General features: G+C 50.6%; 1 protein-coding gene. It reads left to right on the top strand.

Annotated features, from left to right (window positions below; translation table 11 throughout):
- Positions 1–36: 36 nt before the first annotated feature.
- A partial coding sequence (locus AC1RPY_RS08170) for a hypothetical protein (RefSeq protein ID WP_481763184.1) occupies positions 37–239 on the top strand: 203 nt, incomplete at its 3' end.

Genomic DNA, 239 nt, shown 5'->3' with positions numbered 1-239 from the left:
ACACTACGTGTATTGATCGAGGCAATAAGGAGGTCCATGACGTACAATAGTTGGAAGGATAAGCTTTTCGAGACCTACATGGACTACAGCGATTCTGGGCGACTCGGTGATTGCGTAATCGCGATCCGCGCCCTGTGTCAGGAGCACATGGATGATGACACGCTGGTGCGTATTGACGCACGCATGATGAGTGCGCTAGAATTCGAGATTGATGTCTACATCTCGGACCGCAAGTATCC

The sequence above is a fragment of the Dellaglioa sp. CoH-56-MRSF-12 genome (assembly GCF_056782075.1).
The sequence above is the reverse complement of the archived record's forward strand: the minus strand, read 5'-3'. Positions and strand labels throughout refer to the sequence as shown.